This is a genomic window from Paenibacillus sabuli (assembly GCF_014705605.1).
GTDB lineage: Bacteria > Bacillota > Bacilli > Paenibacillales > Paenibacillaceae > Paenibacillus_D > Paenibacillus_D sabuli.
The window spans coordinates 17,403-33,863 of sequence record NZ_JACXIZ010000003.1 but is presented as its reverse complement, the minus strand read 5'-3'; the positions used below and the strand labels follow the sequence as shown (position 1 = coordinate 33,863).

Genomic DNA, 16,461 nt, shown 5'->3' with positions numbered 1-16,461 from the left:
CCTTGCCGGTTGTGCCATGACGGCCTCCTCCGGGGAATCGGGGGAGCGCGCGCTCCCCGTCCCCTTATTGCAATCTAGGTGTTAATTCCCCTTGAAACGGTCGTAAGCCGTCTGATAATTGCGCAGCACTTCCTCGATCCCCATCTTGTTCAACTGCTCGATGACCTGATCATAATTCCCTACTGGGTCGCGTCCCATGATCGCAGCGTTGACGGCCTCGGCGGCATACGTCTGGATATCCGCCATGAGCGGCACGACCGCGGCGCTCTCCTCGGCCGAGAATTGCACTGGCGGAAGCTTGGCGTCGAAGTCGATATAGTCGCTGTACAGCTCGAGCGGATTGTCCGTCTGGCCGTTGGCGATCCGGATCTGCTCGGCGTAGCGCGGGTCAGCCACCGTCGCCCAGCTGCCGCCGCCGATCGTGTGGTTCAGCAGCTCCTGCGTATTGGTCAGCCCGTTGGTCGGGTTGGTGACCGCTTCCTTGTAGATCGGATTGCCGTCCACCACGTCGTAGGATTCGCCCTCCACGCCGAAGTTGTTGAGCAGGATGCCTTCCTCGGAGTACTGATAGTCGAGCCACTGGATGACCTCCTCAGGATGCTCCGTGCGGGAGGAGACCGCCAGCCCGTGCGGACCCGCTTGCCAGCGGAACGAGACGTGGCGCTGCGTGCCGTCCGGCCCGGCCGGCGGCAGGACGGGCGCGAGCGCAAACGTATCGTGCTTGCCCTCCATCAGCGTCGTGAAGTTGCCCATGTACGAGCCGGACCAGCCGAACCATGCGCCTGCGACATCGGTCGTCACCTTCTCGGTCAAGGTCTGGAACGTCGTATCGACGAGATAGTTCGGATCGAGCAACTGCTCGCTATAGAGCTTGTTCAAATAGGTGACGACATCCTCGAACCGCTCGTCGGCCGGGCCGTACTTCACCTGGCCGTCTTCGACGAAGAAGCCGTATTCTACACCGAATGCCGGAGCGAACAGCATCATGATGTTCTCCAGGCTGACCGTCACGAGCGGAATCTCGTCCTGCTCGCCATTGCCGTTCGGGTCTTGCTCGCGAAATGCCTTGAGTACCTCGTACCATTCGTCCGTGCTCGTCGGCATCTCCAGGCCGAGCTGCTCCAGCCAATCCTGACGAATCTGGGGGAACATCTGCGTCAGGTTCTCCGCATCCAGCACCAGATTGGGCAGGTAGTAGATATGGCCCTCCGGCGAGGTAATCTGTCCCCGTACATCCGGGTAGTCGTTCAGAATCTTGTTGAAGTTGGGCGCATACTGCTCGATCAGCTCCTCGAGCGGGAGCAACGCGCCCTGGCTGCCGTACTTGCTGGATTCCGTCCCCCACGCGTCGCTATAGATGATATCCGGCAGTTGGCCGGAGGCCATTAGCAGGCTGAACGCCTCGGCGCTGGCATCCGTGCTGTGCTGGAAGTCGATGTGGATGCTCGTGTTCGCCTCCATCTGCTGGAACGACAGCTTCTCGTTGAAGTTCGTGCCCCGGAAGTTGCCGCCGCTCGGCGACCATAGTGTGAGCGTCAGCGGATCCTGGACGATCGGCACCGCCAGTCCGCCGACATCGCGCGTATCCGCGCCCCCTTCGGACGCGTTGTCCGTCGCCGACGCGTTGCCGCCGTTGCTCTGAGCAGCATCGCCGTTGCCGTTGTTGCCGCCAGAATTGGAGCAAGCGGACAGCACCAGAGCCAACAGCAGGACTAACGACAGCATTTTTACCGGAAATCGTTGCGCAATTTTCATGGTTCAGCCCCCTAAAATGGTAGTTCCCAACCTCACACCCTGTTAACAATTCATCAGCTGTACATCAGGACAAAAAACGAAAAGCGTGCGGAATTCAAATTCATGCCTGTTATCCCAATTGAATCTCGCCAGAAATGATTACCTCAACCTTTAAGGTCTTACTATCTGATTTCCAATTGGTTTACTTTTCCTATTGAGATCAGTCGATACCCCCTATCTGATATACATCTGATGTACATATTATAAAAGTCCGCCGAGCAGCTGTCAATACACATGTCACAACATTTTGGCATTTCGCGTTATGTAAGTTAACGCAATCGTTTTCATTTTCTGTCGCCCATCCACTCATCCATGCCAAGCGCACAAAAAAAGCCCGACTACACCGCCTTTTGCGGCGCAGTCGGGCTTGCAAACGATACCTGACGGTACATCACGATCATGAGTTCTGCAGTTCTTTCATCGTTCTCGCACCTTGCGCGCGAAGCCGCCGAACGAGGGCATAGATGCCTTCAATTGTCGCGATGCTCCCCAATCAAGCCGCCCATGGCGGCATACAGCGCCTCTTCGTCCATCATGTCGGACCAATATGCGTTCAGCAGCTTGCGGAAGCTCTTGAGCACGCCGATCGGCACGCCCAGGTCGCGGTGATAAAAGAAAGTCGGAAACAGCTCGCGGTACATCAGATAACGCGACGGCCGGTTGAGCGCGCCGCCCGGCGTCATCTCCGCCTCGCGCTTGCGCGCCGGGATGCTGACGGTGCGCTCCCGAATGAGCTTCTGCGCCACCTCCGAAGCAAGGAACCGGACGAACTGCCGCGCCGCCTCCTTCTCCCGGGAATTGCCGGCGACCGCCGCGCCGATGGTGACGAGCAGCGTTTTTTGCGGTTGTCTTGGCTTCAAGGTCGGCAGCGGCGCGAGATCGTAGTCCAGCTCGAGATTTTTGAATTCATTGAGGTTGAAGTAGGTCGTCAGAATCATCGATACCTGCCCGCTCACGAACAGCGGGATCGTCTCGTCCTCGTAGCTCCCGGCCATGTACTTGGGGAAAATGCGATGATTGTTGACCAGCCTGCTGTACACCTCGAGGCTGTAAGCCGTCTCTGCGGACAAGGTCGCCGCTCCTGCCGAATCCACCGCGGCGGTAAGGCCGCTCTGCAGCAAAAAAACCGAATAACGATTGTCGGAGGCGGGCGGAAAATAAACGGCATGGCGGCCCCGCGCCTGCGACAACTGCTCGGCGGACGCAATCAGATCATCCCATGTCCAGTAGCTGTCGGGCTCGGGCAGGCCGGCCTCCTGAAAGTGCCGGCGGTTGTAGCACAGGACAACCGGCGACAGCGAGATGGGGTAGGCGTGCAGACGGCCGCGCTCGCTGAACGCTTCGGTCGCAATCGGGTAAAGCCCCGGTGCCGGCTCCAGTTCCTCCAGCAAGTCGGCCGCGCCGAGCTCGGCCAGTTCCTGGAACTGTGAGCTGTTGAGCGAGATCACATCCAGCATCCCGTTCTGAATCAGCTCCACGCCCGTGCTGACGGAATCGTAATCGCGCAGCGCCAGGGGCAGCACATGAAAGCCGGGATTGAGCCGGTGGAACTCGGCAATCAGATCGTCCAGCAGGAAATCCTTGAACAGCGTCGAGCTGAATCCGAAATGAATGCGGATCCGTTCCTGGTCCGGTGCCAGCACGACGTTGCCGACCCGGTCGATCTTACGAATCAGCCCCTCTTCCACAAGCCCCTCCAGCCCCTTGCGGACCGACTTGTTGCTTAATTGAAACTGCTTGGCAAGCGCGCTCTCCGCGGGCAAATAGTCCCCCGGCGCCAGCACGCCGCTTAAAATATCGGTACGCAGCTTATTGACGAAATGATCCAGCCGTTCCCGAAACGATTTCCGCCCTGGTTTATGATTCATGTATTGTTCACCCTGTATCTATCAGATTTACATCACAGCATCTATTCTGATGGAAGGAACAAGGATTGTCAATCGGGCACGACATGCAACCGTCACGGAACGGCGCCCCGCATTTACAGCAGCGGTGTCACGAGCGCCTCGGATCGGAGGCCGGTACGCCTCGGATCGATTAAGCGCGATACCGCGCGCAATTGCCATTCCAGCGTATACGCGCTATTCGAGATTCCGCACTGTGCTAGCTTATATACGTGTCTCTTGCGAACAGCGCTGATCCTCTCCCACCCGTCCGTCTGACACAATCGCTCCATGTTGGACGCAAATGCGGGACCGTCATCTTCCACAATATACAACCGATCCGCCTCCATCTCCTCGATCCGGTGCAGCGGTACCTGCGTACGGCGTATCGCCGGATCCGCCTCGGTCGTGACCGTCATCAGGGGCGTCGGTCGAAAGCCGATCACCTCATAGAACGTCGGAAAGAAACGAGCAGCATGCACCCAGGCCCGGTCGCTTTCCAAACGAACGATTGCCGCACTTTCGGTGCAGTGGGGCAGCCCCCGGCAAGCACGATGCACCGCGTGGCGTCGCCGCAAGTAGCGCTTCTGCCACTGCTCGGCCTCCCGTTCCTTGCCCAGGACTCGCGCTACGCTGTGCAGACGGTCAAAGGCATTCTGATCCCATGGAATAATGATGACCGGAGCCGCATCCCCCAGCGCCGCCAATTCCTGTCGGTTCACAAAATCCGAAGCAATGATCAAGTCCGGGCGCAGCGCATTCACCCGATCGTTCCGGCAGCTGTCGTAGCCGATGCTGTCGATTGCGGGCGCTCCAGGCTGCAGTTGCCGCAATCCGTTTTCAAGCGATGCTAGCGGCAGCATGCCCAGCGCCAGCATTTCTCCCGCATAATGGAGCGTAACGATTCTGGTGTCCAGATCACGCTTGCGTACATACGCTTTTGGCGAACAGCCTACGAGCTGCTTGAATCTGCGGTTGAAGTATGTGACATCCTTCATGCCGATCTTGCTCGATATATGATGCGACGGTACATTGCTCTGAAGCAACATCTCTCTCGATCGATTGATGCGGTATTCGTTCAAGAACTCGATCGGCGTTTTGCCGGTCAGTTTTTTGAATAACCGGGTATATTGTCGACTGCTGAGATTCAGACGCCCTGCCAGTTGCGCAACTGTGATCGCCTCATCATAATGGGCTTGGAGAAAGGCAATGGAATCACGAACTGCACCGAGCGAATCCTGCTCGGACTCTCGCGGAACATCCCATGCCAGCAGCCTGTAGAGGAGCGATTGAAATTGAAGCTGCAGCTTGAATTGCTGCAACCAGGCGCCGCCTTGCTCGGCCGCCGTGTACAGGGCATCCACCTCCCGCAAAAAGCCCGCCGTCGGCTTGATGCGCCGCGGTCCGCTCCAGTATGCAGCTCCACCAGGCGACAACGCGTCGATCGCAACGCCCGACGCAGACATCGAGCAGATTACGAGGAAATAGCAGCACAGCCGACGACCTCCCGCTACAATCTCGAGCTCGACCCTGGCGTGGGGCTCGAGCAGCCAACTGTCCCCGGCTTCCAGCAGCAAGCGACGATCCGCAACTGCGCCTCTGCCCTCGACAACAATGAGCAGTCCCGGCCTCTCGCCCGTCTCCAGAGGCAGCGTCTGGCCTGCCGCAAGCGTAGAGCGCAGCATACTGAACATGCCGTACACCGTCTGTGACGGAATATACGGCACGCCATCCGCCCACACCGTCACGACTGCCTCCCGCTGAACCCGTTGGCCGGGCGCCCTATCCCCAGATGCGCGCGGAGCTGTCGTCCCTCGTAAGCAGTGCGAAAAATGCCCCTGCGTTGCAACTCAGGAACAACCAGCTCGACCAGGTCGTCCAGATCGTCCGGCAAAAGCCCGGGGATGAAAATAAAGCCATCGGCGGCATCCTCGGCCAGCCACTGTCCAAGTGTATCGGCGATCTGCCCCGGAGTGCCCGTAATGCTCAAATGCCCCTGGTTCTCTTTTACCGCCTCAACCAGCTCTCGCACCGTTACAAGACCGAGCCGATCGGCCATCGCCTTGCGCTCCCGGTACAGGTGGCGCTCCGGCACCGCCTGCGAATCGGGCAGCGAACTATCCAGCCCGAGACCGAAGGCCTGCACGTCCAGTCCAATCCAGTACGACAGCAAGTCCAGTCGCATAGGATGGCGCGCCAGTCTTTCCCGTTCTTGTTTTTTGCGATGCGCTTCCGCCTCCGTATGCCCTACGCACAAAGTCAGTCCCGGCATCAGCAGCAGATCGCCCGGCCGTCTCCCGAATGCAGTCAATCGGTTATTCAACGCCCGGTAAAAAGACTGGGCCTGGTCCATCCGATTCAGCATCGTAAAGACGATATTCGCATGCCGGGCAGCACGTTCGATGAAGCGCTCGGATTGCCCCGCCTCGATGAGCACCGGATGGCCCTGCGGAGGACGCGCCACATTAAGCGGCCCTTTCACGCTGAACCACTTGCTTTCATGATTCAGCACATGCACCTTGTCCGGATCGGCGTAGACACCGCTCTTCTTGTCGGCCAGGATCGCCTCATCCTCCCAGCTGTCCCACAGCCGCTTGACAATATCTACAAACTCCGTCCCTTGCGCAGAACGCTCCTCCGGCGGCGGACGATGGGCCATCGAGAAATTATGCGCCTCGTGGTCCCCCCTGGAATGGACAATGTTCCAGGATGCTCGCCCGCCGCTCAAATGGTCGAGGGACGCCATCATACGAGCGACGTGATAGGGCTCGTGATAGGTCGTTGACAGAGTAGCCGCCAGCCCGATATGCTCGGTCACGGCTGCAAGCGCGGAAAGCAACGTCACAGGCTCCATACCGACTTGGGCATGATGGCGAAATTCATCGGGCGTCGTGCCGGCCGTCCGGTATTGATCCGGCTGAAACAAAAAATCCAGCTTCCCGGCTTCCGCATGCCGGGCCATCCTGACATAGTCGGATAGCTTAAGCCCGACTTGATGTGACGGATGCCGCCAGAGCCCGCTTGTGGCTCCAGGCGCGATCAGCGTCGTCGCCAGCCTTAATTGCTTTTTCATGGAGGACCTCCCGTTCGTCTAATCCATTAGACCGTGCGACTCCAGCAGACGCTCGACCTCGTCGAGCGCCCAATCCATCGTGGTCACGTCATTAATCGACAGACGATTGTCAATCAGATAGACCTGTCCATCCCGGACTGCCTGCAGACCGCTCCAGACCGCTCTTTGCATCAGTTCTTCGTATACCGGCCTCGACTCGTCGTCGTTGACGATCACGAAGATATGGTCGGCTGCGAAGTCCGGCAGCGCCTCTTCAGCTAGCTGGTAGCTCCCAAAATCAGGAGCCTGTTCCAGCTCTTCCTGCTTGGCCGTCAATTGGAAGCCATAGTCCTGATAAATAACAGGGAAGGTGCTGCTCCTGTACATGTAAATGTTTTTTAGCGCAAATTGAATGACGAGCGCCGATTGCTCGGACAACTTCAAAGACGCAACCTTGCGCCGCTTCTCCTCAACCCTGGCCTCATAGGTCGCCAACCATTGCTCCGCTTCATCGGATTTATTCAAAAGATCAGCAACCGTGCGGAACGTTTCAATCGGGTCGCCGTAAAACGGCGTAGTGACGGTCGGGGCAATTTTACTGTATTGGGCGATGACCTCCTCCGTTACGCGCGCGCTCAGCATGATCAAATCGGGGCTCATGGCCAGCACCTTCTCGTAATCCCCCGTCGTCCCGTTGCTTACAATCGCAATGCCGGCACGCTCTTCTTCCGAATAAAAGCGCAGCAAATTCTCGCTTGTTCCCAGAGGCTTCTGCCCTAGCGCCAGCATCTCGCCCACCGTCCACAAGGCGATGACATTCTGGGGATCACGCGGGATCTCGACCTCGCGCCCCATCGCATCCGTTACCATTTTGGTGGCGGCTGTCACGTCCTCGCCCCGCTCTACGGTCCCGTCCCCAGCTTGTCCGTCGTTGCTGTCTGCCCTACTCCCTCCAATACTCTCTTGACCTTGCCCTTCGCCTGCATCGCTCATATTGCCGGAGCTGCAAGCGGTGGTCAGCGCCAGCAATATGCCCAGCAACACGCAAAGCGCAGAACGCCAATACCGGTTGTTCATCTGGATGTGTCTCTCCCTTGCATCTTATAATTGATAAAGAATATCATTATCAATTATAAGATGTTGATCCGCTTGCAGCAATCGTTATAACCGACATCCTGATACAGGACAAATGCGACATCTCATCCAAGTTTTCTTTGTATACATTTCAAATGAGCCGGACTCCCGCGTGTTGCCCGGAAGTCCGGCGTGTTCAGACGAGCCGCGAGTCGGTCAGCCTTGCTGCATTCTAACCCGCGTCCAGCACGTTGAATTGCGCGCGCACGAGCTTGAAATATTCGCCGCCGGTGCGCATCAGCTCCTCGTGGTTGCCCTTCTCGATGACGCGGCCGTGATCGAGCACGAGGATCTGGTCGGCATCGCGAATCGTCGAGAGCCGATGCGCGATCATGATCGCCGTGCGTCCCTTCAGCAGTCGCTTCAGCGCCTGCTGGATAATCATCTCGGTCTCGGTATCGATGCTCGCCGTCGCCTCGTCGAGAATCAGAATTTTCGGATCCGCGAGCAGCGTGCGGGCGAACGACAGCAGCTGCTTCTCGCCCATCGACAGGATGCTGCCGCGCTCCTCCACCTCGGTGTGGTACTGATCGATCAGTCGCAGGATGAACTTCTCGGCGCCGACCGCTCTGGCCGCCTCCTTCACTTCCTCGTCGGTGGCGTCCGGCCGCCCAAAGCGAATGTTATCCATGATCGTCCCCGAGAAAATAAACGTATCCTGCAGCACGATGCTAACCTGACTGCGCAGACTCTCCAGCGACAGGTCCCGCAGATCCTGGCCGTCGATCAGCACCCGGCCGGCCGTCGGATCGTAGAAGCGGCAGACCAGGTTGACGATCGACGTCTTGCCCGAGCCGGTATGGCCGACCAGCGCCAGCGTCTCTCCGGGCTGGACCTGCAGATTGATGCGATGCAGCGCCATCCGCTTGGCATCGTAGGAGAACTCCACGTCCTCGAAGCGGATAGCGCCGCGAATGTCGCGCAGCTCGGCCGCATCCGGCTTCTCCTCGACATTGGAGCGCTCGTCCAGGAACTCGAAGATGCGCTCCGAGGAGGCCATCGCCATCAAGAGCTGATTGTACATCTGCCCAAGCCGCGCGATCGGCTCCCAGAACTGCGGCAGATAGAGCACGAAGGCCACGAACACATACAGCTCGATGATATTCCGATTATACAAATAGATGCCCAGCAGCACGAGCGTCGCCGTCCCGATCGCCCCGGTGATCTCGACGAGCGGACGGAACATCGCGCCCCGACGCACTGCGATGCGCCAGCCCTCGAAGTTGTCGCGGTTCATACGCTGGAAAAAGCCCATATTGGCTTGCTCCTGGGTGTAGGATTGCGTCACGCGGATGCCCTGAATGCTCTCGTTGAGATGCGAATTCAGGCGCGACTGCTTGAGCCGGACCTGCTGGAATGCGCGCCGGATCGCGCGCCGCAGCTTGACCGACAGGAAGAACATAATCGGCACGATCACCAGCACCGCGAGCGTCAGGGTCGGACTCATGATCGCCAGGATGACGACGATGCCGAGCAGCATCACCACATCGGTCAGCAGATTGATGATGCCGTTGCTAAAAAGCTCCTGCAGCGAGTTGATGTCATTGGTGATCCGCACCAGGATCGAGCCCGCCGATCGCTCCCCGAAAAAGCGGTGCGACAGGCGCTGGATATGCGAGAACAGATGCTTGCGCAGATCGTAGATGACGTTCTGCCCGAGCTTGTTCATCCAGATGATGCGGTAGCGGTTGCCCAGCCACTGCAGCACGTACAGGATGCCGATCGCCAGCACCAGCTTCCACAGGAAGCTGAGATTGCCCGCCAGCGCCACGTTGTCCAGCACATGCGAGATGATCAGCGGCACGGCCAGCCGCACCGCGGTCGCCACCAGCATGGCGGCAATCGCCAGCGGCAGCAATGTTTTGGAATAAGGCTTCATATACGTAAACAACCGCGCCATCTGGCTCCAGTTGAACGGCTTTTCCATCACCCGATCGTTCGGATACGCGAAGCGTTCCTTTCTCGGATCGAATCCCTCGTGATAAATCTCACGCGCTTCGTCGCTCATGGTCGCACTCCTTCTGAATGAATCCCGAATTGTTCATGGTCAGATCGCCTTGCCGTGCAGGACGGCCTCGCGATCCTGGAACTGGATATCATAGATGCGGCGGTAGGCGCCGTCGACATGTCGAATCAATTGCTCGTGCGTGCCGCGCTCTGCAATCTTGCCCTCCTCCAGCACGAGAATCTCGTCGGCATGCTTCACCGAGGAGATCCGGTGCGCGATGATGAAGGTCGTACGGCCTCGCATGACCTCGCGCATCGCCGCCTGAATGCGCAGCTCCGTATCCATATCGACCGCGCTGGTGGCGTCGTCGAGGATGAGAATGCTCGGATTGACGCACAGCGCCCGCGCGATCGAGAGCCGCTGCTTCTGCCCGCCGGACAGGCCGCCCCCACGCTCCCCGAGCACCGTGTCGTAGCCATCCGGCAGCTCCTGGATGAAACCGTGGGCGTCGGCGCGCCGAGCCGCATCGACGATATCCTCCATCGTCGCCTCGGGATTCCCGTAGGCGATATTGTCCCGAATGGTAGCGGAGAACAAGAATGGCTCCTGCAGCACGAATCCGATGCTCGACCGCAGCCGCTGCAGGTCGTACTCGCGCACCGGATGGCCGTCGACGCGCACCGTTCCCTGCTGCGGCTCGTAGAAGCGCGCCATCAGCTGGGTGATGCTCGTCTTGCCCGCCCCCGTGGCCCCCATGATGCCGATGACCGTGCCCGGGGGCGCGTCAAGGTTTACATCCTGCAACGCCCATTCGCTCTCCCCCGGATAGCGGTGCGAGACGCCCTCGAAGGTGACATGCCCCTGGATGCGCTCCGGCCGCAGCGGACGCTCGATGTTGCGAATCTCCTCGCGCTCGTCGAGAATTTCCAGCAGCCGCTCGCCCGCCGCCTTGGACTGGGAGTACGTATTGAGCACGAAGCCGATCTGCATGAGCGGCATCACGATGAACCAGATCAGGCTGAAGAAGGCCAGCAGCTCGCCCGGCTCCATCCGGCCATCCACCACGAGCCAGCCTCCGTAAGCGAGCAGCAGCACGACGCAGATGTTGCCGATCAGCTCCATCACCGGGAAGAAGCGCCCCCAGATGACGGCCGTATGGATGTGATTGTCCCGATAATTGTTGTTCAGATCGACGAAGCGGTCGATTTCATAATTTTCTTTGCTGAGCGCCTTGACCGTATTCATGCCGCTCACATTTTCCTGTACCTTCGTCGTCAGCCGCGCCAGCGAACGCCGGATCTCCAGGAAGGCCGGATGCACATTGCGGTCGAAGCGATACACGACGATGGCCAGCAGCGGCATGACGGCTAATGTGACAAGCGCCAGCGGCACGTTCAGGTACAGCATGACGCCGAATCCGAACACAGTCAGCAGCACGAAGTTCAGAATCTGGGCGCAGCCCATTGCCAGAAAAAAACGGAACGCTTCCACGTCCTGCGCGAGCCGGGACATCAGATCCCCGGTCCGGGCATTGTCGTAGAAGCGGAACGGCAGAAACTGCAATTTTTGATACAACCGATTGCGCATTTCGTACACCGAGTTGATGCCGAACAGTTCCCCCAAGTATTGCTGCAAGTATTGAAACAACCCTTTGAGCACCATCACCAGTACCAGACCGGCCACCGTAACCCCGATAAGATCCTGACGATCCCCTAAAATGAGCTCATCCACAATGAAGCCCAGGATGAGCGGATAGCTGACCGTCATGATGGTGGCGAAAAGCAGGCTGACGACAGACCATAGAAAGTATTTTCGATAGGGCCAATAAAACTGTTTGAGTCGTTTGAACGTTTCCAACGTATGTCCCTCCAGACCGGTCATCTGCTCGAATGATCTCAAGTTGTAAGTATAGTTTGATCGGAGGCACAGTACAAATCGGATTTTCGGCCATTTTAGACCGCCTGGCCTTAAATTTGAGCGAAACTTGACACAAACACGGAAGCTTGTTTTTATCCCTAGCGAAGGCTGGAGATGCAGCCGACTTCCTGCTTTTCTGCATCGAAAGCCCAGCCACTCCCAGCATCTGGCTCAGCAGTCGCGTGTTATGGAGAAAAAACAAGCTTCGGGCTCGCTGCCCGAAGCTTGTTTTTGGTTTCATGCCTACCTTAGTAGAATGGATTCGCCCTACTTTTTGACGGCGGGGCGTCTGGAAAAGAAGAGATACGCGGCAACAAGCAGCAACGCACCGCCCACAATCGGAGCGACCGGGAAGGCCTCCCCGGTCTTGGGAAGCAGCGGAGCGACTTGCCCATCTCCGCGGTTGTCCTCGCCCGATTCCGGCAAGGCTCCGTCCACACCCAGGTCGTCTGCGGCATTCGGATCGACGCCGGTCTCGTCTTCTGTCCCGATCCCCGGCGCGTCCGCACCGGAGTCCCCGGGGCCCGGCTCGGCATCGGGACCGCTCGGTTGAGGAGATGCTCCGTCGTCCCCGGGCTGCTCCGTATTCGACTCCTCGCTCGCAGGCGAGTCCGTGCCCGGATTATCTGTGCCTGGATCATCCGTGCCTGGATCATCCGTGCCCGGATCATCTGTGCCCGGGTCATCCGTGCCTGGATCATCCGTGCCTGGATCATCCGTTCCAGGGTCATCCGCGCCCGGGTCATCCGTGCCTGGATCATCCGTGCCTGGATCATCCGTGCCTGGATCATCCGTTCCAGGGTCATCCGCGCCCGGGTCATCCGTGCCTGGATCATCCGTGCCTGGATCATCCGTTCCAGGGTCGTCTGTTCCCGGCTCTTCTACATCTTCAACAGCCTCATTCGAGAATGTCAGCTCGATGCTTGCTGTCTGGTCGCTCGCGATCTCGAATTCGATCGGCTTGGCGTCCAGCTTGTAGCCTTCCGGCGCTGCGATCTCAATGAATTGGTAATGCCCCGGCTCCAGGTCGGCCAGCACGAGCTCGCCGCTCTGGTCCGTCGTCAGCCACTCGCCTCCCGGCCAGTCGATGTAGTCCGTCGCCCCCGCTGGCTGGACCAGCAGCTTGAACTGTGCGCCCGCCAGCGATTTCCCTGCATCTTCGGCATCGACCTTCAGCAGCCGGACGGATCGGTCCAGCTTTTGATTGGCAATCTGCTGCGTCAGCGACGGCTGAACGAGCGTGAGCTCCAGCTCGCTCTCATCCGCGCTCAGCAGGTAGCCTTCCGGCGCTTTCACTTCGCGCAGCACATAGCGGCCATAGGGCAGATTCGTCATTTCCAGCGGCAGATAGGCGCTGCTGGTGACAGAGGCCACTTCCGCGTTCGACGCATCGTAGAGCTTGAACTCGGCCCCGCCGAGCAGCAGATCCCTTTGATCGGCATCTACTTTTTCGACGATGATGGAGCCCGTACCGCGCGTATTGGCTTTTTGCACCTCGACCATCTCGGTCTGGTCCTGCACGATGACGAATGGAACTGGCGTGCCGTCAAGCAAATAATACTCCGGCGCTTGCACTTCCACGAAGCGGTACGTGCCCGCCTCCAGCTCGTTCAGCACCACTTCGCCCTGACTGTTCGTCGTATGCGTGCTCACGGTCACATAGTCCATGCCTTCGAGCTTTTGCAGCTCCAGCTCGGCGCCCGGCAAGCGTACATTGTTATCAGCCGCATCGTGCTTGACCAGACGCACGGCCTGCCGAATCTTTTCGTTGGTCACAGTCAGCTCCGTCGGATCCTGATCGACGGTTACCGTCATCTGGTTGGCGATCCCGACGACATAGCCTTCCGGCGCCCCGCTTTCTTTCAGGATATAGTCCCCGTACAGGAGCGGGCCGAAGCTGGCGGTGCCATCGCCTTCCGTTTCTTTCACGGCAATGACTGTACCCGAATAGGCATCCTCCAGCGTGAACTCGGCGCCCGCGAGCGGAGCGCTCGTGTCGGCGTCGACCTTCGTGACGACGAGGCTGCCCAGCTCGCCCTCGCCTTCGCCCCAGCCGGTCGTGCGCTTGACGCGGATGATCTCCTGGTTGCTCACCGCCTCGACGGTGATGCCGTCTCCGGCAAGCGTCACCTGATTCTCTACATCGTCGCCGACCTTGGCCAGGATGAGCGATTGATATTCCAGGATATACGGGGTGTCGATCGGATTGGCAAATGCCAGTTCGAAGCCCGTCTCCGAGAGCGCCAGGGTGTAATCCACATCCCGCACCAGCTCGGCTCCCTTGGCTACCGCTCCGCTCGCCGACACGTCCGTCGCGAACAAATGAAACGCGCTTTCCAGCACCATCTGGTTGCTCGAAGGCGTATCAATCAGCTTGACGTTGGTAATTGTCGATTGACCGTAGTTGATCTCGACCTTCCAGTCGATCAATTTGCCACTTTGTACGCCCGACTTGTCGACGTACTCTCCTCCGTGCGTGATGCCCACTCGGGCCTCCAGCTCGGCCTGCTCGACGGGACCGTCGTACAGAATGGCCGTGTTGTCATATTCGTCCACAATCAGCTCGCCGTCCAGGCTGGTCCGATACGTGATCAGATACGCCTTATCGATCTCGCCGAGCGTGACCCGGAAGCCGGGCTCGCCGTTGCCGCCGGTCACTGCTTCGAGGTCGTAGTCCTCACCGAGCGTCAGCTCGTCGCCGTCGCCGGTGCCGTTCTCGCCACCGGTCAGATCCAGCTCGTAGACGCGCAGCGAGCCGTCGATCAGGCGCTGATTCCCGAGCATGTAGTCGAGCACCTGCGCATCGGCCAGATCCATCAGGTTATAATTGACCCCGATTTCCCAGGTGATTTCCTTGGTCTGGGCATTATACGAGCCGCCCTTGAAGCCGTTGGCGCGTGTATAGGTGTCCGGGGTGAAGGTCTCTCGCGCCGACTTCGACCGCGCGGTCAGCGTCTCGTCCACCCAGTCCATCGTGACGAGATTGCGGAAGCCATTCTCGTTCGGATAAGTGACGGTGTCGCGTGCTGCATAATCGAAGACGGTATCGTATTTGATGAGCACGCGACCTGTGATCTGCGACAGGAAGGCCAGCTCGAAGCCGTCCACTTCTGCGGTCAGCGTATAGTCCGTGTCCCGCTGCAGCGTCCCGCTGTCGTCCGTCACGACGACCGTCTCCTCCAAGAGCGTCAGACCGTCATTCTCAAAAACATCGGTGAGCATCACATCGTCCATCGGATAGCCGTCGCGATTCAATACAATCTCCCAGCTCGCGACCTTCGTCTTGTAATTCGCGCCGGTGCTTCGCTTGGTCAGAATGCCTTGCTGAATCCCGCGCTGCGCAGCGACGGAATCAATTGTATCCGTCCGCACTTCGTTCGTGATGGTCGTATTGTCGTACACACGATTGACCGCGCGGGTCTGGTACTTGATCTTGTATGCCGCATCAAGATCGCTCAGGAACTGCAGCTCGAAGCCGCTGCGTCCCGCTTCGCTGATCGGCGACACGTCGTATACCGACGGGGCGACCAGGCTCGTGCCCGCTTCGTGGCCGTACACATCAATCGTCACGCGCTCGACCTGGATTCCGCCGTACAGCTCCTGCGAGTCGTTGAACAGGTCGCGGAGCAGCGCGTCCACCTGGTTGATGTGCTTCTCGTTGTAATTGTAGCGAATCTCCCACTCGATCGTTTGCGTCGGCTGATCGTAGCCCGTCGAGCGCTTCTCCAGCGCCTTGCCGCGCGCGACGGCCACTGTGGCGGCGGCTCGCACCTCGGGATAGCCGTCTCCGGAGAGGAAGGCCTCGTTCGGATACGACGTCGCGTCTCCGTCCGTGAGCTCGGTCGCAAATACCACCCGGTACGCACGCTTGATATCGCCAAGTGCAATCGCGAAATCCTCGCCTTCATCGGTCGTGCCGATCGCCGGCCCGCTCACTTCAGCTCCCAGCTCGACGCTGCCGTCGAGCCGCGAAATCAGCTCGTACAGCTTGATCGAGTCCGGCACCAGCTGCTGACCGGACGGAATCGGATCGCTCAATCGGGCATTGGCGATCTCGTCCATGGCCTTGTTGAAGTCGATCTCCCACTCGATCTGCGCAGCGTTGTACCCGCGGTCGGGAACGCCCCGCTTATCGATGGTGTTGCCGCTGTAGTCGAAGCGCAGCGGAATCTGCTTGGAGGCCTGACCTTCGATTGGCGTGACTGTGACGACGCGGTCCTCGGTCACTACGACATCCTCACGGATTTGCGAGAGCACCTCCAACGAGCCGCTGATATTCGAGTGCGTTTCGATGAAGCTGTTGAACAGGATCGAGACCTGACCGTCCATCGATACGGAGAACGTCCCCATTTCCTGACCGGCGAACAGAATCTTCTCGTCAGTGATCGCCTCGTAGATGTCCAATTCCTCCGGAACGTCGAACACAAAGGCATGCTTGTCCCCGTAGCTGTGCCCGTTCGGGAGTGCAAACTCATACTTTACGGCAATAATGGAGGCCTTGTCCGCAGCCGCCACCGGCTCGCCGTACTCGTCCTCCATGCTTAACTCTGCATTCGTCAAAATGGCATTGCCGTCGTGAACATAGACGGCGCCGGGGACGGACGGCAGACTATCGTCTGCATAGGCCAGCTTGCCGGCCCACGACATGGGCAGCAGCACCTGGAGCACCAGGCTGAACAACAATAGTTTTGAAATCCATGTAAAATGTCGACGCATACAATCTCCCTCTTAAC

General features: G+C 59.0%; 8 protein-coding genes. All 8 read right to left on the bottom strand.

The genetic code is table 11. The features are described from left to right. Positions 1-81 precede the first annotated feature (81 nt). The 8 genes from IDH44_RS00665 to IDH44_RS00630 all read right to left on the bottom strand — a co-directional run bounded on the left by IDH44_RS00665 (position 82) and on the right by IDH44_RS00630 (position 16,444). The gene (locus IDH44_RS00665) at positions 82-1,755 is read right to left on the bottom strand and encodes an extracellular solute-binding protein (RefSeq protein WP_223869249.1); all 1,674 of its coding nucleotides are present in this window, start codon (positions 1,753-1,755) and stop codon (positions 82-84) included. Positions 1,756-2,264: 509 nt separating this feature from the next. Further along, a complete protein-coding gene (locus IDH44_RS00660) occupies positions 2,265-3,662 on the bottom strand; it encodes an extracellular solute-binding protein (RefSeq protein WP_190913730.1) in 1,398 nt (465 codons plus the stop codon). 113 nt (positions 3,663-3,775) lie between these two features. Continuing rightward, on the bottom strand, positions 3,776-5,425 hold the full coding sequence (locus IDH44_RS00655) for a helix-turn-helix domain-containing protein (protein ID WP_190913728.1): 1,650 nt from the start codon (positions 5,423-5,425) through the stop codon (positions 3,776-3,778). Next, complete coding sequence (locus IDH44_RS00650; protein WP_190913726.1) at positions 5,422-6,750, bottom strand: NtaA/DmoA family FMN-dependent monooxygenase; 1,329 nt, start codon at positions 6,748-6,750, stop codon at positions 5,422-5,424. The genes IDH44_RS00655 and IDH44_RS00650 overlap by 4 nt, the downstream gene beginning before the upstream one ends. A gap of 18 nt (positions 6,751-6,768) precedes the next feature. After that, positions 6,769-7,806 (bottom strand): ABC transporter substrate-binding protein, encoded by a 1,038-nt coding sequence (locus IDH44_RS00645; protein ID WP_190913724.1) that lies wholly within the window; start codon positions 7,804-7,806, stop codon positions 6,769-6,771. Between the two features lie 229 nt (positions 7,807-8,035). Continuing rightward, complete coding sequence (locus IDH44_RS00640) at positions 8,036-9,871, bottom strand: ABC transporter ATP-binding protein (RefSeq protein WP_190913722.1); 1,836 nt, start codon at positions 9,869-9,871, stop codon at positions 8,036-8,038. 39 nt (positions 9,872-9,910) lie between these two features. Next, positions 9,911-11,668, bottom strand: coding sequence for an ABC transporter ATP-binding protein (locus IDH44_RS00635; RefSeq protein ID WP_190913720.1), 1,758 nt, complete (start codon positions 11,666-11,668; stop codon positions 9,911-9,913). A 327-nt stretch (positions 11,669-11,995) separates the two neighbouring features. Further along, the gene (locus IDH44_RS00630) at positions 11,996-16,444 is read right to left on the bottom strand and encodes a collagen binding domain-containing protein (RefSeq protein ID WP_190913718.1); all 4,449 of its coding nucleotides are present in this window, start codon (positions 16,442-16,444) and stop codon (positions 11,996-11,998) included. Positions 16,445-16,461: the final 17 nt, after the last annotated feature.